Genomic DNA, 24,026 nt, shown 5'->3' with positions numbered 1-24,026 from the left:
GATTGATGGATGAGGCACGGAATGGGTAAATTACGGATATATCGATCCAGAAAGGGGGGAGGGGCATGATTTCCGATCAGCAGCTGTCCGAACGGATGGCGGCGGGTGATCAGGAGGCGTTCGAGCTGCTGGTCACCCGGTACCATGGTCCGCTGTTAAGCTATACGACAAGGCAGCTGACCGACAGGCAAAAGGCGCAGGATATCGTCCAGGAAACGTTTATCCGCCTGATCCGGCATCTGAGGACCCATGGGACGCTGGAACATGTCAGATCCTGGCTGTACCGCGTAGCCCTGAACATGTGTAAGGATTACTGGAAAAGCGCAGCCTACAGGTCCGAGGGGCTTGCCGGTGAAGAGCTGCCGGATGCCCATGATCCCGCACCCGGGGCGCAGGAATTGATAGAGAGGCAGGAGACGTCCCATGAAATTGCGGTGTCGCTCGGTACTTTGCCGGACGTTCAGCAAGAGATCATTACGCTAAGATTTTTCCATGACCTTAAGCTTCAGGAAATCGCGGATCTGGTGGACCTCCCCCTTAGCACGGTAAAGACGCATCTATATAACGGATTAAGAAAGCTAAAGAAAACGCTGGTCCAAGAGCAAGGAGAATTGGTTCCGATGCCCCCGGCCGGAAGATCGGAACGGGGAGGCCGTTCCAAGAGAAAGGTCCTGAGCCGTTCAAGCACGGAAGAAGAGCCGGATGACCGGCGCAAGGCTACAGAAAGTGAGGTGTGTATCCATGGATCATCCATTCGATCGTGAATTGGGAAAACTTGAGGACGAGCTGCGGGGACCGCTTCGGCGCGCGATTCTCCCTCCGCCGACACCGGAGGAAACCTCACGGCTCATTGCTTCGCTCCAAGGGGAGTTCGATCTGCTTAAGGTTGAGCCGGAATCACCGAAGCTTGATTTCAATCCCCAGGTGGATCCGCCGTCGCTGAAGCAGATCCTCCGCAGCCAGCTCAGGCTGAATCAGCGATCCATTCTGCTGACCAGCAGCGCGGTATTTCTGATGCTGGTGCTGCTGATCGATCCAGCCTATCCGCTGGATCACTTCGGTGGGCTTCCCGGCGGCATATTTCCGCTGATTACCCCGCTTCTGCTCATCGTGTCCATGCTATTCAGCAGCCGTACATGGGATAAAGGGATGCGGGCTGTGGAGACGCTGACGCCGTATCCGCCGGCGCTAGTCTTGTATACTCGGCTGCTGCTCGTCACAGGCATCGTGACCGGAATGGCACTGCTCAGCACGATCGTTATTGGCTTCAAATCGATGCAAGCCGAAAATTCAACGTTCCTGTTCGGGCCATTCGTTCTCGAATGGATGGGCATACTTCTGGTCACCGGCGGAGCCGCCATGTATATGCTGTTTCGGAAAGGAATGATCGCCTCGCTCGTCTCGGCCGTCCTTGTGTATGGACTCTGGATCATCCTCCAAGGACAAATCATGGATCACGGGGTTTCCATGAGCGGCAAAATGGCAACGGATATCGTGCTCCTGATCATCGGCGTTTCACTGCTCGTATCCTCTTATGGCCGCAGCCTCAAATGGAATGCTGCGTCCTGGAGAGCTTCCACATGATTCGGATCGAAGGACTGGAGCGGCAGGCCGGCACGTATCGGCTGGAGATCGAGCGGGCGGTCATTTCCTCCGGCCTCAACCTGGTCGTTGGCGCGAACGGAGCCGGGAAGACCACGCTGATCGAGCTGCTGACCACGCTTCAAACACCGGACGCGGGCGACATTTTGTACAGCGGTAGGAAGGCTGCAGACCATCTCCCGCTCATCCGGAGCCAGATCGGGTATGTTCCGGCCGATATCGAGCTGTACGGGGATATGAAGGCAGGCAAGCTGCTGAAGTATATGGCTGAATTGAAGGGAGTCTATCAGCCGGAAGCGATCGACAAGCTGATCGGGGACTTCAGGCTGGAGCCGTTCCGCAAAAGCAAGGTCAAGCATTTATCGCAGGGGGTGCAGCGGCGCATCGCGGTCGTGCAAGCCCTTTTGGCCTCGCCGTCCTTTCTGTTTCTGGATGAGCCGCTGAACGGGATGGACGCCGAGGAACGCAAATTTCTGATCACCTACCTTACCCAATACGCCAAGGGGAGGATGGTCATTGTCGCCGCCCACGAGCTGAACGAATGGGAAGAGGCGACGGATAATGTCATCTGGATTCACCGGGGGCGCCTTCGGTACAACGGATCGCCGCAGCAATGGAAGCTGAGCGTAGCCTCAAGCGTATGGGAGGGGGAGGTGGACCTCAGCGACTTTGAACGAATTCCGCAAGAGAGGCTCATTCATTTTCAAATGACCGATGAACGCATGAAGGTCCGCCTGATGGCCAAAAAGCAGCCGGGCCCCGAATTTTTGGAGAAGGAGCCGACACTGGAGGATGCCTTTTTCCTCCATATGGATGCATTGGCGAGACGCGGCTAAATGTTCTTCTCTTTTCGCTCTTGTAAATAAACCTAATATATGAAAAAATCATCATCCGTTTGGACGATGATTTTTTTCTTTTCCGCGGACCATGACATTCGAATTGGATTAAATCTCCGTTAAGGATGGGTTTAACCCTTTCCCTTCTTTCTGTGTCTCCAGCGATAGATCCAAGCTGCAACCATGGCCGATGGCCAGAATGAACTCTGCGCGTTGTAGTGAAGCTGCTCTTCCTGAAAGGACATCTTTTTATAATACTCTTCCTGACTGATGCCTTTTCTTCGAGGGTCCTCATTCAGTTCCTTGATATAGCGATACTGGACAGGGATCATGATCAGAAATGCTGCGAACAGAACGCCGGCGATCACCCACAACATCGAACCCATAAGTTCACGCTCCTTCGTATCGTCAGACCTATGCTTTTATATACGTCATATATTGGATGCGGTTTCAACAATTATCTTCAGGGCAAATCAATCTTTGGGGATCCGGGTAAAAATAGTTAGTAGGTGTGTGCATCTTCACGGATGTACGCATGAAATCATCGATGCGAGAGGAGACGTATTATGGGAACCGCAGGACAACAAGGAGTCGAGAAGGTAGCGCTGGTGACCGGAGCAGGAGCAGGAATCGGCAGAGGCATTGCGAAGATTTTGGCGGAAAAAGGATATCGGCTCGCGCTCACCTACAACTCGAGCAAAGAGGGGATATTATCCGTTGCCGAGGATATCGGCCATATCTATGGCAAGGAGCCTCTGATCATCCAGAGCGATCTCACGATTCGGAGCGAAGCGGAGAACACGATCCGCAAGACGGTGGAGCAGCTTGAACGCATAGATCTGCTGGTCAACAATGCCGGGATCGGCTTTCATAAGGAGCTCACCGAAATGGAGGAAGAGGAGCTGGATACGACCATCAACCTCGATTTCAGGGCTCCGTTGCTGCTTAGCAAATATGCAGCCAGGGAAATGATTGCCCGCGAGATCCCTGGCAATATCATCTTTATCACCTCCTCGCGCGGCGAAAGAGCTTACCCGAAGGACAGCATTTATGGCGGCATGAAGGCAGCTTTGATTCGTGCGGCCCAGTCGCTGGCGCTGGAATGGGCGCCGCATGGAATCCGGGTAAACTGCGTCGCGCCGGGGGCTACGGTTCACAAATTGGAGCAATCCGCCGAGAAGGAGCCGCTTGGAGATAAAATTCCGCTGGGGAGGCTCGGAACCCCTTCCGATATTGGTGAAGCGATCGCTTGGCTATGCTCGGATGCAGCATCCTATATTACAGGCATCAACTTGCGCATCGACGGGGGGCTCATCCTTCCGGGGATGCCGGAGGATACGTCGCCGGAAGCGGGATACGGCTGGGGCAAGGTAAATCCGCACGGTGAGGATAAAGATAAATAAAAGCCGCAGAAAAAAACTTCTAATTCCGATGAAAATAGTTGGTAATGACTCTTTTCAAACTGTGGAAAGTATGAGAGAATGATGGAAATCAGCAATCATACTATTTTCCATATGAAGAAAAGGGAGGAAACATCCATGTCAGAAGAACGTCAACTATCGATTGAAACGTTAGCGGTTCATGCCGGCCAGGAGCTCGACCCGACAACCCTATCCCGAGCCGTTCCGCTCTATCAGACGACATCCTACGGCTTCAAGGACAGCGAGCATGCGGCAAACTTGTTTGCCTTGAAGGAATTCGGCAATATTTATACGCGGATCATGAACCCGACGACCGATGTATTCGAGAAGCGGATCGCGGCGCTGGAGGGAGGAGCAGGCGCACTGGCGACAGCTTCCGGACAAGCCGCTATTACGTTCTCGATTCTGAACATTGCCGGTGCGGGAGATGAGATCGTTTCCTCCTCCAGCTTGTACGGCGGCACGTATAATCTATTCTCCACCACGCTGGCAAAGCTCGGAATCAAGGTGCACTTCGTCGATTCCTCGAATCCGGAGAACTTCCGGGCTGCCATTAACGACAAGACGAAAGCGCTGTTCGCTGAGACGATCGGCAACCCGCAAGGAAACGTGCTAGACGTGGAAGCGGTTGCGGCAATCGCCCATGAGCATGGCATTCCGCTCATCGTAGACAACACGTTCCCGAGCCCGTATTTGCTGCGCCCGATCGAGTATGGAGCCGATATCGTCGTTCATTCGGCAACCAAATTTATCGGCGGTCACGGAACATCGATCGGCGGCGTTATCGTCGACAGCGGCAAGTTCGATTGGAGCGCAAGCGGCAAATTCCCTGGATTGACAGAACCGGATCCAAGTTATCATGGCGTCGTGTATACCGAGGCCGTCGGTCCAATTGCATATATCATCAAGGCGCGCGTACAGCTTCTGCGGGATATCGGGGCTTCGCTGTCTCCATTTAACGCCTGGCTGCTGCTGCAAGGATTGGAGACGCTTCATCTCCGCGTGCAGCGCCATAGTGAGAACGCGCTGAAGGTTGCCGAGTATCTGGAGAAGCATGAGGCCGTCGAGTGGGTCAGCTATGCGGGGCTGCCAAGCCATCCTTCGTATGAGCTGGCGCAGAAGTATTTGCCGAAGGGCCAAGGTGCTATTTTGACGTTTGGCATTAAGGGCGGCGCCAAAGCCGGGCAGAAGGTCATTGAGAACGTGAAGCTGTTCTCCCATCTGGCCAACGTCGGCGATTCCAAATCGCTGATCATTCATCCGGCCAGCACGACGCACCAGCAGCTGAGCGAGGAAGAACAAGTCAGTGCCGGCGTGAATCCCGAGCTGCTGCGGCTATCGATCGGTACGGAATCCATCGACGACATCCTGTATGATTTGGAGCAGGCGATTGCGGCCAGCCAGAAGTAAGGCCAATCGAACTATTTTCAAATAAGATGTCAGGGCACTTTCCTCATTTGGGGAATGGTGCCCTTTTTTTGATGCTAAATGGCAGCTAAGCCATTGTATTGAGAGAGTCGAGCCAGGGATGGCCTTCTGGAAATTGCGTCCGAAGCGCATGGGCAAGCCATACTCTAGCCGTGTCGTTGAGGCAGGGAAGGACCTTCATGAAATCCTGCTCATCTTTTTCGCGGATATTCTTGCTGCCCCCTTTGTACAAGAGCTGTATCTCCGGCTTCAGGTAGGGGACTCCCTGTTCTGTCTTCAAGGCTATATCTCGGAGCGGCCTTCGGATCGATGGTTCCCTGCGATAAATCCAATGGTCCCCTTCGGTTTCCACCAACATGATTTGAAATGAAAATGGGGCTTTATGATCCTTGCTGACCCACACATCCCCGACAGAATACAAATATTCGCCTTCCTCCCATAACGACAAGGTTCCTTGATCAGCTTTGTACAGCGTCCAGTCTTGGGCTAATGCGGCGTAAACGACGGCCTGCTCTTCACGAAGAATCAGGATATCGATATCGTCATGTTCTCGGGTCTGCTCCCCCAAATGCAAATCCAAAGCCCAACCGCCTGCGACATACCAATGCACAGGGATATCGGCAAAAATCCTGACGGCATCCGGTATGCTAATGGGTCTCCAATGATCGTAATCGGTTCTCATGTCGATCTCTCCTTTTCGTTTTCCGGCATGAATCCATTCCTCCATTTTAAATGTTCTATACGTCTCGTCAAATGGATGATGAGCAGATGTGGCCCATAAAGCACCGTGCCTTGGAACATGGTTTCTTGGCGGGCGTGCGCCCCGCTCGTATTATGTACCGAGATTTTTCAGCGGCTTTTATCCCGTGTACTGTATATTTCCAAATGTTTCATAATACGCTGTAGGGTAGGCGGCAACATCCAATACATGGCGAAAGGGAGTAGAACGATAACCATGACGGAAAGGCAATGGGGAACCGGCAGCGAATGGGGAGAGCGTTTAAATGGGGAAGCCGTGAATGCCGTGGACTTTGCGGCCGGCGATTCCTCTCCCGAGACGGATCTGCTGAAGCATTTTGCGATGGCGGGCGGTATAACGCATGAGGAGGTACTGTTGCTGTTGGCGGCCCCGGAGGACATCGACGAAGCGCTTCGGGTTTCGGGAATTCGGCACAGCGGAACCATCAGCCCCTCCTTGCATCGGCTGCTCGGATGGAGTGACAGGAACCGGAGGCTTAAAGTCATGAGCCGCACCGCCGTCCCTGAGAGGATAGAGCGCGATATTCGCCAAGGAGCCCAGGGGATCGGACTGATCCGGGGCGAGGAAGCTCTCCAGCATGGACTGCTGCAGGAAGTGTATACGGCCTGGCTGAAGTCGCGGGGAGAGAAGTCTTCCATGCTGAGACGGAGGCTGATTATGCTGTGGACGGCGTACTGGGTCTCGGTATTCCAGGCAGCGAAGGGGTCTCGATGTGCGGTAAGCCTGCTGGAAGACCCGGCGCTGTCCCATGCGATGGAGGAGCGGGAAGCGCAGGACGCCCAACTGGAGTCGATGTTCCGGGCATTGGAACAATGCGGGGAACAGGGCATGGAGTGCCAGCTGGAGCTTCTGGCCGTTCAGCCTGAGCATGCCGATGAATTTATGGACATCCATCATTTTATCGAGGAGGTTGCGGAGCAGACGCTAATGGACCAAAAGCGTTTCGTACGCATCCGGTACGGAGCCCTGCTGGACGAGCGAACGAATCCGGCTGCGGCAGCGGAAATCGCGCGGATGGCGGATGTGATCGTCCTGGATATGGAGGGCACCGAAAGTGGGGGAGATCCGGGATTGACCGAGGATGCGGCGAGGGGCTTTGCCGATATCATCGAGCGGATTCGGCGCATCAAGCCGCAGTTAACGTTAAGGATGAACGGGGCGGGAACCGGCGACCTGAAGATGGTTTACCGCCATGGAATCCATGAGGTGAGCTGCAGCTCTACGGATCTTGCCGCCGTGCGGATTTTGGGGGCACGGCTGGAGCTGCGCAGAAGATGCTCCTCATCCCAAACCGCCCAAACCAACCAAGCAACTCAAGCTTCTCAAGGATAAACCGGAATGAGAGCGCTTCACACTTAGACTAACATTAGATGTAACCGACAGCGAGGATCGGACTTATTTACGGATTGAACGATAACGAGTAAGCCTTTTGCAAGGGACATTCCCGCAGAAGGCTTTTTTTATTGAATTTTGCCTGTTTAATTTTTTATGATCATCCGGCAAAAACTGGTTTACAAACGGGACATTCGTGAGTATGATATAGGTATAAAGTTGGTTTAGGGAAAATAAATTGTATAAGATCAAAAATGATTTTCATTCTCATTTAGCATGCTGCTTCGGCTTAGCCGGGGCAGCATGTGCCATTTTTAGGGCATTAATAATGGGTCTCATTCTCAACTAGGAAGGTGATTGTAATGGAACTGATGCAAAGTCAAACAGCTGCAAGCATATCTTCAATCGAACATGGAGCTGATCCGCGCGAGCCGCGTCAGCCTGGAAAATGGGATATCCGGAGCCTGCTCTCCAATCCGGAGGTGCTGGCTGCATTGGGCAGCGGGGTTCTCATGCTGGCGGCTTGGATGGCCGGCCAATGGTCGGAACCGTTGTCCGTTGCGCTGTATGTGATCTCATACGCCATTGGCGGCTGGGTCAAGGCGAAGGAAGGCGTGCAGACGCTGCTTAAGGAGCGCGATCTGGATGTGAATCTGCTCATGATTGCCGCCGCCATGGGTGCCGCCTCGATCGGTTACTGGAACGAAGGGGCGATGCTGATTTTTATTTTCGCGTTAAGCGGAGCGCTGGAAAGCTACACGACCGAAAGAAGCCGCAAGGACATCTCTTCCTTAATGGAGCTGCAGCCGGAAACGGCGCTGCGTATCGAGAACGGGAACATGGTCTCGGTATCGATCGCCAAGCTTGAGATCGGCGATTTGATTCTGGTTAAGCCGGGAGAACTGATTCCGGCGGACGGGAAGGTGTATCGCGGAGGCTCGTCCGTGAATCAGTCGTCCATCACCGGCGAATCGGTTCCGGTCGATAAAGCCGTAGGAGACGAAGTATTTGCAGGAACGCTTAACGGAGAAGGCGTCTTATACATCGAGGTTACAAAGTCGGCGGACGCGACGCTGTTCGCCAAAATCATCCGCCTGGTTGAGGAAGCGGAAAGCGAAGTGCCGGCATCACAGCGGTTCATCAAGCGGTTCGAGGCGATTTACGCCCGGGTCGTCGTCGTCGTGACGATCGCTCTGATTGCTTTATCTTCACCGCTGTTCGGCTGGGATTTCAGCACAGCCTTTTATAAAGCGATGGTGTTTCTTGTCGTTGCTTCCCCTTGCGCCCTGGTATCCTCGATTATGCCGGCGATGCTGTCGGCGATTTCCAACCGGGCCCGCAAAGGCGTGCTGTTTAAGGGCGGTGCGCATATTGAGAATATGGCGCGTACAGCGATCGTTGCTTTTGACAAGACAGGAACGCTGACGCTTGGAACGCCGAAGGTAACGGATTTCATTGCGGGTGAAGGCTGGGACGATCGTGAACTGCTTGCCATCAGCGCATCGGTTGAAAAGATGTCGAAGCATCCGCTCGCCATAGCGGTTGTAAGAGCTGCGGAGGAATCCGGAGTGCCTCTGAAGCAGGTAGAGAACAGCCAATCTTTAACGGGATGGGGCATGCAGGGCGAACTGGAGGGCGACATCTGGAAAATCGGCAAGAGCGATGTGCTGGATGCCGTAACCGATGAAGCAGAGCTTTCCTTATCTCATCAAGCTATTAAAGATCAGAACGACCATCCGCCACAGACCGAACGCCCGAACGGGAAGGCCGGATGGATTGCGCAGCGTCAACGCCTGGAATCCGAGGGCAAGACCGTGTCCGTTATTATGAGAAATGACGAAATTGTCGGCATGATCGCTTTACAGGATGCGGTGAGACCGGAGGCTGCTCTTGCCGTTAAGCGGCTGCAGTCGATGGGGATTCGCGTGGCGATGCTGACCGGAGACAGGAAGGCTACTGCACAGGTTATCGCCGAGCAAACCGGCGTCGATATGGTTTTCTCCGACCTGCTGCCGGAAGATAAGGTCAACCATATCAAAGAGCTGCGTGAGCGCCATGGGCATGTTGTCATGGTCGGCGATGGCGTTAACGATGCGCCTGCGCTGGCAACGGCCACGGTCGGCATCGGCATGGGCGTTTCGGGAAGCGGAACGGCGCTGGAAGTCGCGGATGCGGTATTGATGAACGATAATATCGATGAAATCGCAGGTACCGTGAAGGTAGCCCGCCGGGTTCAGCGGATCGTGAAGCAAAATATGGTGTTTGCGATTGCGGTCATCCTTACCTTGATTACGGCGAATTTCCTGGAAGGCGTGGCGCTCCCGCTCGGCGTAATCGGACACGAAGGCAGTACGATTCTCGTCATCCTGAACGGATTAAGGCTTCTTCGCTCGGGAAACTGACCGCTTAGGGAAAGAGATTCAAATGATGATGCCAGCATAACGGATCCCCTTTCTTTTCGATATTCGAGAAGGAAGGGGATTTTTCATATAATGAAGCAGGGAGCAGACGTTTGTAGCGAATCTCGATAAGGAAAGGCGGAGGAGAATGGCGGCAATCTACGATTCGCCCAGGGGCGAAGCTTACGAGTGGCTGATCGATTACGCGGTGGAACGGTCGGATATGTTCATGGTGGCAAGAAGGGGCTACCTTCAATGCATTGACGGCGAAGATCGATTCATGCTGGCTGGTGAGGGCAATCCGGAATGGATGGAAGGGGCAGGGCGGATTTTTGCACTGCTTGAGCCTTATCTCGTTGAGGAGTACACGATAACGAGCGAGGAGCATGAACTAAGGTTTGAGAGGGATATAACGCCGGGGAGGGGAATCGAATATAGCCCAGGGTCATTTTATATGTACCGGTGCTGCAAAGAATCTGCGGCTGTGTTGAAGGAGGCTGCAACGGCATTATATGATTGGCAGCATCCCCGGTTGCCAGAGGATTTGACGTTTGTGGACCATGAGGGCCGGGAGCTCTTGTATCAAGTTGCTCATGAACGTATGGGCGGTCTTCAGGTTGAGGAAGATGAAGCCAGAAGGCTTGCGCAAGAGGTACCCGGCTTGTTTTTGTGCCTGCCGGAGCATCGGGAGTTTGAAGCGTTTTGGGAAGCAGTTCTGTTTCACCAGCCGCGCAGATTGGAGATATTCGGATTTGGCATTACGGAAATACCGGAGTCCATTCGTCAGCTGACGGACCTGCGGGAGTTGATGGTTCACGAAAGCTATGTGACCCGCCTGCCCGAGGGAATGTTCGAGCTAAGGAGCCTGGAATCGTTAACCGTATATACAGCGAATTTGCTGGAAATCCCGGCGGGGATCGGCAAGCTGAGTTCACTTCGACATTTGACCATCGCATGTGGAAGCTACCATGACTCGGTCGACGTTATTTTGCCTAGGCAGGATGTATCGTTAAACCGCATTCCTCCCGAGATCGGGCAACTGTCACGGCTGGAGAACCTTTGTATTAATTATACGGCGATCACGGACGTGCCTGTTGAGCTGCGAGAGCTTAAGAAGCTGCGGTGGCTGAGCCTGGGCCGAAACCGTTTGGCGAGTGCCCCGGCTGTTATTGGTGAACTACCGCAATTGGAGTATGTCGACCTCGACGATAACCTGTACAATCCACGGTCGATGGATTGGAACTCATCGCTGTAATTTTTCAAAGGTTTCACAATAATTTCATCCTGGTTGCAGCATGGTCTATTGACATGCGGTCAATATAGAATCATAATAAATATTAATTTATAATGATTATAATTAAGCGTTACATATACAGGAGGGAAACGACATGTATAAATCCGTTATTATAGGTACCGGCCCCGCTGGCCTGACTGCTGCAATCTATTTGGCTCGCGCGAATCTGAGCCCGCTCGTGATCGAGGGGCCACAGCCTGGCGGCCAGCTGACGACAACTACTGAAGTCGAGAACTTCCCGGGCTTCCCTCAAGGGATTATGGGTCCCGAGCTGATGGACAATATGCGCCAGCAGGCTGAACGCTTTGGCGCTGAATTTCGTACGGGCTGGGTCAACAGCGTAGAGTTCGGCGAGCGTCCGTTCAAGCTGAACGTTGAAGGCTTGGGCGAAGTCGTAACGGAGACGCTGATCATCTCCACGGGCGCAACGGCCAAGTATCTTGGCATTCCGGGCGAGCAGGACAATGTAGGCCGTGGCGTAAGCACCTGCGCAACATGCGACGGCTTCTTTTTCCGCGGTAAGGAAATCGTCGTGGTTGGCGGCGGCGACTCCGCATTGGAGGAAGCGAACTTCCTGACACGCTTTGCTTCCAAGGTAACGCTGGTGCACCGCCGCGATGAGCTGCGTGCGTCCAAAATCATGCAGGACCGCGCACGTGCAAACGAGAAGATCGAATGGGCGCTGAACCGCACGCCGCAAGAAATCATTGCGGACGAACAAGGCGTGAAAGGCATTAAAGTGGTGAACAACGAAACGGGCGAGGAAGAGATGATCGAAGCAAGCGGCGTATTCGTGGCCATCGGGCATCATCCGAATACAGGCTTCCTCGGCGGAAGCATTACGACGGATCCGAACGGCTACATCGTGACGACGCCGGGTACGTCCGAGACGAATATTCCAGGCGTCTTCGCATGCGGCGACGTGCAGGATACCCGTTACAGACAAGCGATTACGGCTGCAGGCAGCGGCTGCATGGCGGCAATGGATGCCGAGAAGTACATCGAGAGCTTGGAACATAACGCGGTCGTATTGTAAACTGATAGATAGAAGAAGCAACGAAAATCATAGCATAGAGGAGCTGGATGAACCATGGAAAACGTCATTGTCTACACATCGAATAACTGCCCGCACTGCAAGCAGGTCAAAGGCTTCTTGTCCGAGCAGGGCATCGAATTCGAAGAGCGCAATATCGAGCAAAACGAAGAATATGCCCAGCAAGTATGGGATATGGGCGTACGCGCCGTACCATTGACCATAATCGGTGAGCACCGCATTCTCGGCATGAACAAGCTTCAGTTCAACAAAGCTTTGAACCCGGAAGGCTAAGCTTAAGCTGCATGAACCTGTGATCGTCTATACGAAGAAAGGCTCTTTCCCGCGAAACGGGGAAGAGCCTTTTTCATGTTGGATGACCGGACGCGCCGGTCTGAGAAATCCTGCCCATCATTTGTCGAAGAACAGACTCATGATCAATTGAAACACAATGTACACGCCTACGCCGGAGCCCATGAGGGTGAAGCCGGCTTTTTTCTTGCCCTGAAACAGCCTCATAATGCCAAGGCTGAACAGCGGGGCAATCACAAGGAGAAACAGCAGCACGGTAATAAACATTTGCGGGGAAATATCCTCGGTGCTTACATAGGTCATTAGAGCGTTTCCTCTCCCTTTGCTATAACATCACACGCGTTTCATACCGAAACGGTGGTTGAACATGACAGAACAAGATTAATTATAGCGGAAAACGAAAGATTTTGCCTTAATCCTCCACAAGGGAAATATGGCAAAATCTAGTCATTTACGTAGCTGGAACCGAAACTCTGACCGGTCCGAGGAATTGCGAAATGGCGGAATAAGCAGCGCCGATCATCGTTGAGCGGCTGCCGAGCTCCGCAAAGCGGATTTCCATCAGCTCTTTGTGATATGGCAGCGTACGCTCGGCAACGACCTGCTTCAGCGTGTCCCCGATCCAGGCCCTTGCATCCGACAGCGGTCCCCCGATGATGACCGACTGCGGATTGAACCCGTTCACCAGATTCGTGATGCCGATCCCCAAATAGCGCCCCAGCTCTTGAAAATGGCGGATGGTCTCCGCATGGCCTTCCTCGGCATGGCGGATCAATGCCGAGGTTCGCCTTGCCGGAAGCCGATCGCCCTTATCGTCATATGATTTCTCCGAAGCATACAGCTCCCAGCAGCCCCGGTTGCCGCATGAGCACGCTTTGCCATCGGCCTCGATCGACATATGCCCGCTCTCCCCGGCATACCCGCGGGCACCCTTGTACAGCTCGCCGTTAATGATGATGCCCGAGCCGATCCCGCTCCCGGCGCTGATATACAGAAGGTGGCGGGCATCCTGTCCCGCCCCGAACCTCAGCTCGCCTTGGGCGCCCGCATTGGCCTCATTGTCAATGGTCACGGGAAGACCGAGCTCCTCCTCCAGCCGCTGCTGCAAGGGCACCATATCCCAACCCAGGTTGGGGGCGAAGAGGACGGTGCCGTTGCCGTCCACCATGCCCGGCACGCCGACACCGATCCCGATGATGCCGTACGGCGATGGAGGAGCCTGCTGCATGAGCTCCTTAATCATTGCAATCATGCGCTGCGTAACAGATTCAACATCATGCTCCGCAAGCGAGTCGTCTGCCTCGGCGGCGATGTTGCCTTCAAGGTCCGTCAGCACGCCCGTCATTTGGTTGACGCGCAGCTCAACGCCGACCGCGTAGCCGGCTTGGCCGTTAAAGAGGAGCAGCTGCGGCTTTCGGCCGCCGCTGGATTCTCCGGGGCCGATTTCCTGAAGCAGATGATGGGTCGCCAGCTCCTGAACGAGGTTAGAGACGGTGGCTTTATTCAGCCCCGTCAGCTCGGAAACCTTGGCACGGGACACGGGAGCATGCCGGCGTATCGTTTCGAGAATGATCGAGCGGTTTATTTTCTTGACCAGAGCCTGGTCACCGGTAATTTTGGTCATAGATATATTCATCCTTTTAGCTTGCTGACTGAGACTAGATATGCTCATAGTCTAGGCGTAAAGGCCGGAAAATGCAACAGGTCGAGGAGGAGCAGGGGGACCAAGGGCCTTGTTGAACGGATGTGCCTTGGAAGGGCAGCCACATGGCGAGAAGGACAAGTGTGCCAACGCGGGCAAACCGGTTGCAAATTACTTTGTTTAACCAATAGACAAAGTTCGCCCGACTGTGTTAGGATATCCCTGTAAGCGTTAACCACACCTTATCAAGGTATAGGAGGACTCAATCAATGGCTTATTTTAATAACATCGGCAAAGTAGAGTATGAAGGAAGCAAATCGACCAATCCTTATGCTTTTAAATTTTATAATCCGACCGAAGTGGTAGCCGGCAAAACGATGGAAGAGCATTTGCGTTTCGCCATGGCTTACTGGCATACATTAACCGCTGGCGGCTCCGATCCGTTCGGCGCAGATACCGCCGTTCGCCCTTGGGGTCAATACTCCGGCATGGACCTTGCGAAAGCCCGCGTAGAAGCCGGCTTCGAGTTCATGGAGAAATTGAATCTGCCGTACTTCTGCTTCCACGACGTGGACATCGCTCCTGAAGGCAGCAGCCTGCGCGAGTTCTACAGCAATATCGACACGATTGTCGATTCTATTGAAGAGCACATGAAATCTACCGGCAAGAAGCTGCTGTGGAACACGGCGAACATGTTCACGAACCCGCGCTTCATGCATGGCGCAGGCACGACCTGCAATGCGGACGTATATGCCCATGCCGCCGCACAGATCAAGAAGGGCCTTGAAGTGGGCAAGCGTCTCGGCGCTGAGAACTACGTGTTCTGGGGCGGCCGCGAAGGCTACGAAACCCTGCTGAATACCGACATGGCGCTTGAGCTGGATAATCTGGCCCGCCTGTTCCATATGGCTGTCGATTATGCGAAGGAAATCGGCTTTGACGCCCAGTTCCTGATCGAGCCGAAGCCGAAGGAGCCGACGAAGCATCAATACGACTTCGATGCTGCAACGACCATTGCGTTCCTGCAGAAATACGGCCTCGATAAGCACTTCAAGCTGAATCTTGAAGCTAACCACGCTACACTGGCTGGACACACGTTCGAGCATGAGCTTCGGGTAGCGCGCATCAACGGCATGCTCGGCTCCCTCGATGCGAACCAGGGCGATATGCTGATCGGATGGGATACGGATGAATTCCCGGTAAACATCTACGATGCTACCCTGACCTTGTACGAAGTGCTGATGAACGGCGGCCTTGGCCGCGGCGGCGTGAACTTCGACGCGAAGGTTCGCCGTCCGTCCTTCGAGCCGGAAGATCTGTTCCTGGCCCATATCGCTGGTATGGACACCTATGCCAAAGGCCTGAAAGTGGCAGCGAAGCTTATCGAAGACCGCGTATTCGAGGACTTCATCGAGAAGCGCTACAGCAGCTTTAAGGAAGGCATCGGGGCAGACGTTGTGGCAGGCAAGGCGACATTGGCTTCCTTGGCCGAATACGCCCTGAACAATGATTCCCCTCGTAAAAATGAATCCGGACGCCAAGAAATGCTTAAAGCGATCCTGAACCAGTACATTCTTGCGAACTAATTCATCGAACAGCTGATATTGCTGAACCATGAAATTCAAACCTTCACCGGCTCCCCCCAAGGAAGCCGGTGTACTTATTTCACAAACTTGGAACGTTTGAAAGCTATTTTCGAGATTTCAGTTTCACAGGATTGATGTTCAAAATGAATCGTTAGGAGGATGCAGATGAGTTACGTGATCGGAGTTGATTTGGGCACCAGTGCGGTGAAGACGGTGTTGGTAGACCGCAGCGGCAATGTTGTCGCCGAGCATTCGGAGTCGTATCCGCTGAGCCAGCCGAAGCCCGGCTACAGCGAGCAGCGTCCCGAGGATTGGGTAGACAAGACCCTGCTGTCCCTGCGTCTCTTGCTTGAAGAATCGAAGATATCCGCTTCGGACGTGGAGGGACTTAGCTTTTCCGGGCAGATGCACGGACTGGTGCTGGTAGACGGCAAGGGTGCCGTGCTGCGTCCGGCCATCCTGTGGAACGATACCCGTACGACGGCACAGTGCCGCCGCATTGAAGATACACTTCAGGAGAAGCTGCTCGGCATCGCCCGCAACCGCGCGTTGGAAGGGTTTACGCTGCCGAAGATATTATGGGTACAGGAGAACGAACCCGAGCTGCTGAAGCAAGCGGCCCTGTTCCTGCTGCCGAAGGATTATGTGCGATACCGGTTGACCGGGGAGTACGCGATGGATTATTCCGATGCGGCGGGAACGCTGCTGCTGGATGTAGCCGCAAAATCGTGGAGCACCGACATTCTCGATGCCTTCGAGCTTCCTCATTCCATTTGTCCTCCGCTCGTCGAGTCGTTTGATCTGTGCGGGACGCTTCTGCCGGAGATTGCGCGGGAGTCCGGCCTGCTGCCTGAGACGAAGGTATTCGCAGGCGGCGCCGACAACGCCTGCGGCGCGATCGGAGCCGGCATTCTGGCCGAAGGACAGACGATGTGCAGCATCGGCACATCCGGCGTGGTCCTCTCCTACGAGGAGCGAAGAGAGGTGGATTTCGAAGGCAAGGTCCACTTTTTCAATCACGGCGAGAGAGACGCGTACTACATTATGGGGGTCACCCTGGCTGCAGGATACAGCCTGACCTGGTTCAAAGATACGTTTGCGCCGGACGTCTCCTTCGACGAGCTGTTAAGCGGAATCGGCGACATTCCGGCCGGCAGCGGCGGCCTGCTGTTCACGCCGTACATCGTCGGCGAGCGCACGCCGCATCCGGATGCGGATATCCGCGGCAGCTTCATCGGTATGGATGCAGGGCATAAGCTTCCGCATTTTGCGCGTTCGGTGCTGGAAGGGATCACGTTCTCGCTTCGTGAATCGATTGATATTTTGCGGGCATCGGGGAAGCGGATCGACCGCGTCATTTCCATCGGCGGCGGAGCGAAGAACGAGGATTGGCTGCAAATGCAGGCCGATGTGTTCAATGCCGAAATCGTGAAGCTGGAGAGCGAGCAGGGGCCTGCAATGGGCGCGGCCATGCTTGCGGCATACGGCGCCGGCTGGTTCCCGAGCCTGCAGGCATGTGCGGAGGAGTTTTTGCGCGAGGCGCGCACTTATAAGCCGAATCCGGACACCGCCCAGCAGTATGAGAAGCTGTTTGGGCTGTATCAGACGGTATATGGCGCTACTCGGGAGCTGGGCAAAGGATTGGCCGAGTTTCGCGGGTAAATTGAACGAATTGTAAGGAAACAGGTCGGGGGGAAGGATCCCCTGGCCTGTTTTTTATATTTGAGGCATTCGGTCCCGTCAAATGTGAACCATTCGTTGCATTTGCATTGCTGCCTAACGGGGTTTATGATGGCCCGAGAGGTATATATAAGAAAGGGGAGGCATAAACGATGCAGCTTACTGATATATTGAAGCGTGACAAGCTGGTGGCAATTGTAAGGGGAATTACGAAGGAGCAGGCGCGAACCATCGGTGAAGGGCTGACCCGGGGCGGCGTTCGGCTCATGGAAGTGACCATGAACACGGAGGGGGCCTTGGATATGATCTCCGATTGGCGCAGCCGTTACGACGGTACCGCGTATGTCGGCGCCGGTACAGTGCTGGATGTGGACATGGCGAAGGAGGCCGTCTCTGCCGGAGCGCAGTTTCTCATTTCGCCGAATACGGATCTGGCGGTGATCGAGTATGCGCTGGAGCGGGGCATTGATATATGGCCGGGGGCGATGACGCCGACGGAAATCGTGGCCGCCTATTCGGCGGGTGCGGAAATCATCAAGCTGTTTCCGATGGCCAGCCTCGGGCTTGCTTATCTGAAGGAGCTGCAGGGGCCGCTGAGCCATATTCCGCTGCTTGCAACCGGAGGGGTCACGTTGGATAATCTTGAGGACTATTTTGCGGCTGGGGCGGCAGCGGTAGGTCTCGGAAGCGCTCTGATTCCGAAGGATGCGCTGCTGACCCAGAATGTCGAGACCGTGGCGGAGCGGGCACAAGCCTTTGTTGACAGGCTGAAGCAGGTCTAGTGGAAGAGGAGTTCGAGAGATGGGCAGATTACAATGTGCTTATCGTTTTCCCTGAGGCTTCCCTCGATCCATAGGACAAGCGAACGCGAGCCTGATATCTATGCATCTGATATATGATGAGGAGCGTTAAATTTCAGGATGATGGCATTCCTCATTTTATAGGTAACAGTTCTGGCATCTTTTTGTAGCTTCCTACATAAGGAATATATAGACAAGTTATGGTATTATTTAGATAGCTTGGTAATATGGCGTTTCAGCGGAGTGCTTATCCTACATAGAACCTGCAGCCGATGCTGAGAAGCGATGGTAAATTCCAAGACATGGGGAGGAGCGAATAAAGTGAAATCGAATTCAACCGGAAAGAGGAAGGCACACGTTAAAAAGACCGTGGCGGCTGTCACGGCAATGTTATGCATGGCTCAGCCGGCCTGGGCGGCATCGGCTACAAACAGCAGCGCGCCTGCTGCTGAATCCGTTACGGTAAACAGCAGTGACGGCAGCATCAGCGTGACCGACAACGAAATTCCGAAAGGCGCCAAAATTTCGTCCAAGAAAGCGGAAGAAATTATCCGGAATGCGTTTCCGATCCTTAAGAATGTCAAAGTCACAAACGCTCAATTTTCGGAAACGGATAATTTTGGAGGCAACACGCTTTCGTGGGACTTGCAATTATCGATTACGAGAGGGTACTCGAGTATTGGATTCAGTGCACAGGTCAATGCCGTTACCGGGGAGATCATGAATGTGCATATTCCGAACGGGTTGAGAGACGACACCGACAAGCCCGTATTGACACGAGAAGCCGCCAAGGAGAAGGCGCTGCAGTGGATCAAAACGCACACCTCCGACGTCAAAGTGGAGGACCTGAAGGAAAATAACGGCTATTTGGGAATGCAAGCTGCCTTGTTCACGCCGCCGGTATTCGCTTTTTATTTCCAATCGACCGTGAACGGCATCGAATCCGACCTGAACAGCATCAATATTTCCTTGGACGGACAGGGCAATGTCACCAGCTATAACCGCAGCTACAGCAATCAGAAATATCCTTCGGCGATGCCTAAGCTAGACGCGAACGCGATCCGCAAGCTCTACGAGAAGCAGTTCTCGGTCGACTTGGCCTACGTGCCGGAAAATAGGGATAATAGCAATGGGAAGAGCAAATATTTTCTGGGGTACATACCGAACGAGCAGGCGGGATCGTACCTGGATGCGGATTCGGGCAAGCCGATCGGCTACATGGGGATTGAAACCGAAATTATCCCGGTAGAGGATGGACGCATCCCGGCGGCGAAGGAGACCTTCAAGCCGCGTCAGGGCACATTCTCCGGAGGAAATGATGCCGCTGAGTGGGTGAAGTCCCTCATCCCGGTTCCGTCCGGCATGAAGCTGGAGGCGAAGTCGCTGGGCAACCGGTGGAATAACCCCGAGGTGCGTACATGGAATATCCGATGGATGGAAGAGAAGGGTGCTCCTTACGGAGCGGGGGAAATGGTTTCGGCCGAGGTTGATGCCAAGACCGGGCAATTATATTCCTACATGAGATACCGCTATGATGTCTTTGAAGCAGCGGAAGTGAAGCAGCCGATCTCGCAGCAGGCCGCATTGAACCAGGCATATGAGGTGGTATCGAAGCTGGTGCCGAACGCGTCTGAAGAGTGGAGGCTGACCATGGCGGAGGGGCCGTCCAAAGGGAGCAAGAGAGGCTCTTATCAATTCAACTTCCAGCGTTATGTCGGCGATATTCGGATTATGGGCGATTCGATCAGCCTCGCCATTGATCTGAACGGCCAAATACAGAACTTTAGTCTGAATGCGGCTGCCAACCTGTCCGAGCTGAAGGCGGATGCCAAGCCGGCCGTGACGCCGGAGCAGGCCAAAGCGAAGTATTTGGGCGAAATCGAGCTTAACCTGAAGTATGCCTATTACGGCGGCTACCGGACGATTGCCGGTGAAATGGAAGAGCCGACCATCAAGCTGGTCTATTATCCATCGCATAAGCAGCAGAAGGAATATTACGGCGGGATCCATCTGCCGTTGGATGCAGCAACCGGAAATTGGCGGAATTTTGTAACGGAAATCGGAACAAAGGACGTTCCGGCCGTGACGGACATTGAAGGCCATGCGTCGGAACAGGCGCTGCAAGAGCTGGTGAAGTTCCGGGTGCTGGAGCCGGACAAGGACGGCAAAGTATATCCGGATCGCCAGATAACGCTCGGGGAATGGTACCAGCTGGTCGCGGCTTCCGTCAACCCGTCGTATAAGGATATGTACAATAGCACCGTCGACCCTTATGCCGGGCTGCAGCCGGACCATCCGTATTATCCGGCCATTCAAGTCATGGTAGGGCAAAACTGGTTGTCCTACGATCCTGAAGGCACGCTGCCGCTGGATCGCAAGCTGACCCGGGATGAGCTCGCAGGCTCGCTGACCCGCATTCTTAACTACGAGAAGCTGTCAAAAGTATTCAGCCTTCCTACCGATGTGCTGGGCGTATCGGACGCGCAGGCGATCACCAATAAAGGAGCGGCCCTGATCTCCATGAAGCTGGGTCTGCTGCCGGCTGTTGACGGCAAGTTCCTGCCTCAGCGCGAGGTGACCCGGGCAGAAGCGGCTGAAGTGCTGGTTGCGCTCTCGAAGCTCTCGGGCCGCAGCGATTCCTTCATGTCCACGTATTATTGGTAAGCTTCGGTATTCGTGCTTGATCGACATAAATATAATCCTTAAACACTGAGAAAATATGGTACAATGGAGGTGTTTAGGGATTAGGTAGATGAAGGGCGGTATACCGATGAAACGAGGCCGATCAACGATAGCCAAATTATTGCTCGCAGGGAGTTTAGCCGTAACCGTGGCCGCTGTCCCCGAGCCGGCTAATCTTATAGATGTGTATGCTACTTCGAACAAACCGGTCATCAAGTCGGTCGGTGCTATCCAGGAGGAGCTGCTGGCGGCTATGAACGACAGACAGTCCACCGTGCGGTTTGCTTATCAAGGGGAAACCAAGTCGCTGAAGTCCCAGCTGAAGGATGCGCTTGACCAGGCGATGGCCAGCGACCCGTATATCCACTACACCATTGCAAGCTACAGCTATGACTATCATGGAACAGCTAGCGCGGCAAATGTGACGGTCCAGTTAAGCTATCGCGAGACTGCGGAGCAGACCCGATATGTCGATATGCGGTCTGCCGCGATATTGAAAAGCATCATCAAGGCAGGGATGAATGATCATGAGAAGGTGAAGGCCATCCATGATTGGGTGGTCCTGAATTTGAAATATGACACGACCCTGACGAAATATACCGCCTACGATGGATTATACACGGGCAGTACGGTATGCCAGGGTTACTCCTTGCTGACCCATAAGCTGCTTAAAGAAGCCGGTATTGAGAATAAGATTGTGGAAGGTACGGCGTATTCCCCGGATAATCCGAAAGGTCAGCTCCATGCGTGGAATCTCGTGCTGCTGGACGGCAAGTGGTACCATATGGACACGACATGGGACGATCCGGTCCCGGACCGCCCAAATGAGGTGTCGTACACGTATTATCTTCGGACAGATAAGCAGATGGGCCGGGATCATACTTGGGTGAAGTCCTACCCGAAGGCGGACACTCTCTACCGGGACACCCTGTCGTCGCTGACCCGCAAGGACCGGGCGAAAGCGGCCGTTTATAAAGCGATCAAGCAGGATCTGGAATATCATCTTTATGATGCAAGTGCGATCGTCAGATCCTATAAACAGCTGCAGCCTCTCGTGAAGGACGCCCAGGCTGCGAAGAGCCGTAAGCTGGTGTTCCGATATGACGGCAGCGAAAACGAGCTTGTTCAGACGCTCCAGCAATTACAGCTGAAGAACAATCTGGGCTCTATCAAATATTATCACAGCGCATTCGAGGATACGGATGATTTGAGAGTGCAGATCGCCTGGTAGCATGGAAGTGGGTGCTCAATACAAGCGAGTCAAACCAAATGTAAGCCAATAATGAAGAAAGGGCGGTCCCCCGTAGATGTTATTCTACGGGGGACCGCCCCTTTGTATGCCGTCGTGACATTAGATATGCTCTTTTCCCTTATGGGCAGAACAATGACAGATTCAAAATCGCAAAAGGTATATACTTCTTCGCACTGCCTTATTTGGAATCGGTGCTTAAGTCGCATTCCTGCAGCGGCACGATACGGCTCTTCTTAAAGAGCTTGTAGCCAAACCAGATGGCCAGGAAGAGCGGGATGCTTACATAGGTGGCAATGATGGTCAGCCAGTCGATATCTCCGCTGAAATTCCCTTGGCCGATAATGGCAACAAGACAGAGCAGGAAGGCGAAGAGCGGTCCGAACGGGAACCAGCGTGCCCGGAACGGCAGCTCCTTCAGATCATGTCCTTGCGCGATATACGCCTTGCGGAACCGGTAATGGCTGACGGCAATCGCGAGCCAGTTAATGAAGCCGCACATTCCCGAGGCGTTCAGAAGCCACACATACACAACGCCATCCCCGAAGAAGGAGGCCAGGAAAGCGAGCATTCCGACTGCGGTCGTCACGATCAGGGCCGCCACGGGAACGCCGCGGCTGTTCAGCCGGCTGAGCCACTTCGGTGCCATGCCCTGCTTCGCCATGGAATAGAGAACTCGGGTGGAGGCGTACATGCCCGAGTTGCCGGCCGACAGGACGGAGCTGAGAATGACGGCATTCATGACGGAAGCGGAGAAGGCAAGTCCGGCGCGTTCGAACACGAGCGTGAATGGACTGACCCCGATGTTATCGACGCCGGATTGAAGCAGACTCGGATGCGTATACGGAATCAGCATGCCGATAACGAAAATCGCGAAAATGTAGAAGATCAGAATGCGCCAAAACACTTGGCGGATGGCCTTCGGCACATGCTTTCTCGGATTTTCGCTTTCGCCGGCGGCAACCCCGATCAGCTCGGTTCCCTGGAAGGAGAAGCCGGCTGCCATAAATACGCCTACCAAGGCGAAGAAGCCGCCGTGCACAGGACCGCCGTCCATCGTAAAATTCGAGAAGCCGACGGCTTTTCCGCCAAGGATGCCGGCGATCATCAGGATGCCGATAATCAGGAAGATGATGACGGTCGCAACCTTAATGATGGCAAACCAATATTCCGATTCGCCGTACCCTTTGCTCGACAGATAGTTCAGGCCGAACATGATGGCCAGAAACAGAAGGCTCCACAGGAAGGACGGGCTGTCCGGGAACCAGAATTTGATAATCACGGTAGCCGCCGCAAGTTCAGCGGCAATGGTAACCGCCCAGTTGTACCAGAAGTTCCAGCCGACGGCAAAGCCGAAGGCGGGACTGACGAACCGGGAGGCGTACGTGCTAAACGAGCCGGCATCCGGCAAATACGTGGCCAGCTCGCCCAAGCTGGTCATCAGGAAGTATACCATCAGGCCGACGGCGGCATAAGCAATGAGTGCCCCGCCAGGGCCGGCGGAGGATATAGCCGTTCCGCTTGCCAGAAACAGGCCGGTGCCGATGGATCCGCCCAAGGCGATCATCGTCATATGACGGGCCTTGAAGCTTGGCTTCAGGGAGGCTGCTGGTGCTTTTCTAGAACTCAAGATCAAACACTCCTTCTATATAGTAAGAGATACGACTACAAGTCATTTTACCCCGAATAAAAAGAATAGACCCCAGGTCCTGTACCTGCGGTCTATGTGTAATCCGCATCAAACCCTCCATGAAGATAGCGCAACACGGGCGATTGCGTCATGCAATTCCCGTGACAGTTCCGTCCCTTTCGGCAACGACCCCAGCACAGAATACAAGAGTATATCCTGCACTTCGGCAGCCATGCCTTTCATCTGCGCTTCCCCGGCTCCTCTTCGCCTCGACGCGATTACTGATCATGTCTGCAACCTCTACCTCATCTTGGATTGATGAGGCTATCCTTCTATTCAG

The 24,026-nt window shown here is 54.1% G+C and carries 20 protein-coding genes and 1 riboswitch; of the genes, 15 read left to right on the top strand and 5 right to left on the bottom strand.

Annotated features, from left to right (window positions below; all coding sequences use genetic code 11):
* Positions 1-65: 65 nt before the first annotated feature.
* From NST08_RS25445 to NST08_RS25435, 3 genes are read left to right on the top strand one after another with little or no spacing between them, the layout of a single operon-like run.
* On the top strand, positions 66-764 hold the full coding sequence (locus NST08_RS25445; protein ID WP_144872281.1) for an RNA polymerase sigma factor: 699 nt from the start codon (positions 66-68) through the stop codon (positions 762-764).
* Entirely contained in the window at positions 742-1,584 is an 843-nt protein-coding gene (locus tag NST08_RS25440) for a hypothetical protein (RefSeq protein ID WP_007131714.1), read from the top strand. Before NST08_RS25445 ends, NST08_RS25440 begins: the two co-directional genes overlap by 23 nt.
* Entirely contained in the window at positions 1,581-2,438 is an 858-nt protein-coding gene (locus NST08_RS25435) for an ATP-binding cassette domain-containing protein (RefSeq protein ID WP_007131713.1), read from the top strand. Before NST08_RS25440 ends, NST08_RS25435 begins: the two co-directional genes overlap by 4 nt.
* Positions 2,439-2,569: 131 nt before the next feature.
* On the opposite strand, the gene NST08_RS25430 is transcribed toward NST08_RS25435, so the two are convergent.
* The gene (locus NST08_RS25430; RefSeq protein ID WP_144878267.1) at positions 2,570-2,824 is read right to left on the bottom strand and encodes a DUF3949 domain-containing protein; all 255 of its coding nucleotides are present in this window, start codon (positions 2,822-2,824) and stop codon (positions 2,570-2,572) included.
* 180 nt (positions 2,825-3,004) lie between these two features.
* Between NST08_RS25430 and NST08_RS25425 the strand changes: the two genes are divergently transcribed.
* A complete protein-coding gene (locus NST08_RS25425) occupies positions 3,005-3,841 on the top strand; it encodes an SDR family NAD(P)-dependent oxidoreductase (RefSeq protein ID WP_144878266.1) in 837 nt (278 codons plus the stop codon).
* A 111-nt stretch (positions 3,842-3,952) separates the two neighbouring features.
* Positions 3,953-5,269 (top strand): homocysteine synthase, encoded by a 1,317-nt coding sequence (locus NST08_RS25420; protein WP_260842871.1) that lies wholly within the window; start codon positions 3,953-3,955, stop codon positions 5,267-5,269.
* 85 nt (positions 5,270-5,354) lie between these two features.
* Here the strand turns inward: NST08_RS25420 and NST08_RS25415 are convergent, their stop codons facing one another.
* The gene (locus tag NST08_RS25415) at positions 5,355-5,969 is read right to left on the bottom strand and encodes a nucleotidyltransferase domain-containing protein (RefSeq protein WP_144873178.1); all 615 of its coding nucleotides are present in this window, start codon (positions 5,967-5,969) and stop codon (positions 5,355-5,357) included.
* 273 nt (positions 5,970-6,242) lie between these two features.
* On the opposite strand from NST08_RS25415, the gene NST08_RS25410 reads away from it, so the two are divergent.
* From NST08_RS25410 to NST08_RS25390, 5 genes are all read left to right on the top strand, one after another.
* Positions 6,243-7,379: a hypothetical protein gene (locus NST08_RS25410; protein ID WP_028405754.1), complete on the top strand. Its 1,137-nt coding sequence runs from the start codon at positions 6,243-6,245 to the stop codon at positions 7,377-7,379.
* 362 nt (positions 7,380-7,741) lie between these two features.
* Positions 7,742-9,781, top strand: coding sequence for a heavy metal translocating P-type ATPase (locus NST08_RS25405; RefSeq protein ID WP_341034919.1), 2,040 nt, complete (start codon positions 7,742-7,744; stop codon positions 9,779-9,781).
* Positions 9,782-9,926: 145 nt separating this feature from the next.
* Positions 9,927-11,033, top strand: coding sequence for a leucine-rich repeat domain-containing protein (locus NST08_RS25400; RefSeq protein ID WP_144873158.1), 1,107 nt, complete (start codon positions 9,927-9,929; stop codon positions 11,031-11,033).
* 133 nt (positions 11,034-11,166) lie between these two features.
* A complete protein-coding gene (gene trxB / locus NST08_RS25395) occupies positions 11,167-12,108 on the top strand; it encodes a thioredoxin-disulfide reductase (RefSeq protein ID WP_028405756.1) in 942 nt (313 codons plus the stop codon).
* Positions 12,109-12,162: 54 nt separating this feature from the next.
* Entirely contained in the window at positions 12,163-12,399 is a 237-nt protein-coding gene (locus NST08_RS25390) for a glutaredoxin family protein (RefSeq protein WP_007131704.1), read from the top strand.
* Between the two features lie 117 nt (positions 12,400-12,516).
* Here the strand turns inward: NST08_RS25390 and NST08_RS25385 are convergent, their stop codons facing one another.
* Together NST08_RS25385 and NST08_RS25380 are read right to left on the bottom strand one after the other, a co-directional pair.
* Entirely contained in the window at positions 12,517-12,720 is a 204-nt protein-coding gene (locus NST08_RS25385; RefSeq protein ID WP_007131703.1) for a hypothetical protein, read from the bottom strand.
* A 148-nt stretch (positions 12,721-12,868) separates the two neighbouring features.
* Entirely contained in the window at positions 12,869-14,041 is a 1,173-nt protein-coding gene (locus tag NST08_RS25380) for an ROK family protein (RefSeq protein ID WP_144870045.1), read from the bottom strand.
* 287 nt (positions 14,042-14,328) lie between these two features.
* Between NST08_RS25380 and xylA the strand changes: the two genes are divergently transcribed.
* The 5 genes from xylA to NST08_RS25355 all read left to right on the top strand — a co-directional run bounded on the left by xylA (position 14,329) and on the right by NST08_RS25355 (position 22,038).
* Positions 14,329-15,645 carry a xylose isomerase gene (xylA, locus tag NST08_RS25375; protein WP_028405759.1) on the top strand — a complete coding sequence of 439 codons (1,317 nt, stop codon included), beginning with the start codon at positions 14,329-14,331 and terminating at the stop codon, positions 15,643-15,645.
* 165 nt (positions 15,646-15,810) lie between these two features.
* Positions 15,811-17,307, top strand: a complete 1,497-nt coding sequence (xylB, locus tag NST08_RS25370; protein WP_251537541.1) for a xylulokinase — start codon at positions 15,811-15,813, stop codon at positions 17,305-17,307.
* A gap of 170 nt (positions 17,308-17,477) precedes the next feature.
* Positions 17,478-18,107, top strand: a complete 630-nt coding sequence (locus NST08_RS25365; RefSeq protein ID WP_007131699.1) for a bifunctional 4-hydroxy-2-oxoglutarate aldolase/2-dehydro-3-deoxy-phosphogluconate aldolase — start codon at positions 17,478-17,480, stop codon at positions 18,105-18,107.
* 339 nt (positions 18,108-18,446) lie between these two features.
* Positions 18,447-20,789 (top strand): YcdB/YcdC domain-containing protein, encoded by a 2,343-nt coding sequence (locus tag NST08_RS25360; RefSeq protein ID WP_341342421.1) that lies wholly within the window; start codon positions 18,447-18,449, stop codon positions 20,787-20,789.
* Between the two features lie 106 nt (positions 20,790-20,895).
* Positions 20,896-22,038 carry a transglutaminase domain-containing protein gene (locus NST08_RS25355; RefSeq protein ID WP_007131697.1) on the top strand — a complete coding sequence of 381 codons (1,143 nt, stop codon included), beginning with the start codon at positions 20,896-20,898 and terminating at the stop codon, positions 22,036-22,038.
* Positions 22,039-22,237: 199 nt separating this feature from the next.
* Here NST08_RS25355 and NST08_RS25350 read toward each other — a convergent pair whose 3' ends face one another.
* The gene (locus NST08_RS25350) at positions 22,238-23,629 is read right to left on the bottom strand and encodes an amino acid permease (RefSeq protein ID WP_232239355.1); all 1,392 of its coding nucleotides are present in this window, start codon (positions 23,627-23,629) and stop codon (positions 22,238-22,240) included.
* 175 nt (positions 23,630-23,804) lie between these two features.
* Positions 23,805-23,997, bottom strand: a riboswitch (Lysine riboswitch).
* Positions 23,998-24,026: the final 29 nt, after the last annotated feature.

The organism is Paenibacillus sp. FSL K6-1566 (genome assembly GCF_038050475.1).
GTDB classification, from domain to species: domain Bacteria; phylum Bacillota; class Bacilli; order Paenibacillales; family Paenibacillaceae; genus Paenibacillus_AQ; species Paenibacillus_AQ lactis.
The sequence above is the reverse complement of the archived record's forward strand: the minus strand, read 5'-3'. Positions and strand labels throughout refer to the sequence as shown.